A 320-nucleotide genomic window follows, 5' to 3' on the forward strand; every position below is an offset into this window, starting at 1 on the left:
TCATTTGATTCTTCATCTTCTAAAGGAACTTCAGATGTAGGAGAAGAATCCCAATCGATTGCCTCTGATAAATCGTTTGATTCCTCAGACGTTGTTAGTTCTTCATTTTCAGAAGCGAGTAAATTTCCTAGTTCTTCGTCAGAAAGTGCAATCGGTTCATTTGCTTCTTCATCTTCTAAAGAAGTTTCAGATGTAGGAGGAGAATCCCAATCGATTGCCTCTGTTAAATCGTTTGATTCCTCAGATATTGCTGCCGGTTCTTCATTTTCAGACGCGAGTAAATTACCAAGTTCTTCATCAGAAAGTGCAATCGGTTCATT

At 38.4% G+C, this 320-nt stretch carries 1 pseudogene; it reads right to left on the reverse strand.

The features are described 5' to 3' along the window. Nucleotides 1-320: pseudogene (locus BW942_RS10865) on the reverse strand (hypothetical protein); the annotation flags it as partial.

The sequence above is a fragment of the Leptospira interrogans genome, from assembly GCF_900156205.1.
Lineage (GTDB): Bacteria > Spirochaetota > Leptospiria > Leptospirales > Leptospiraceae > Leptospira > Leptospira interrogans.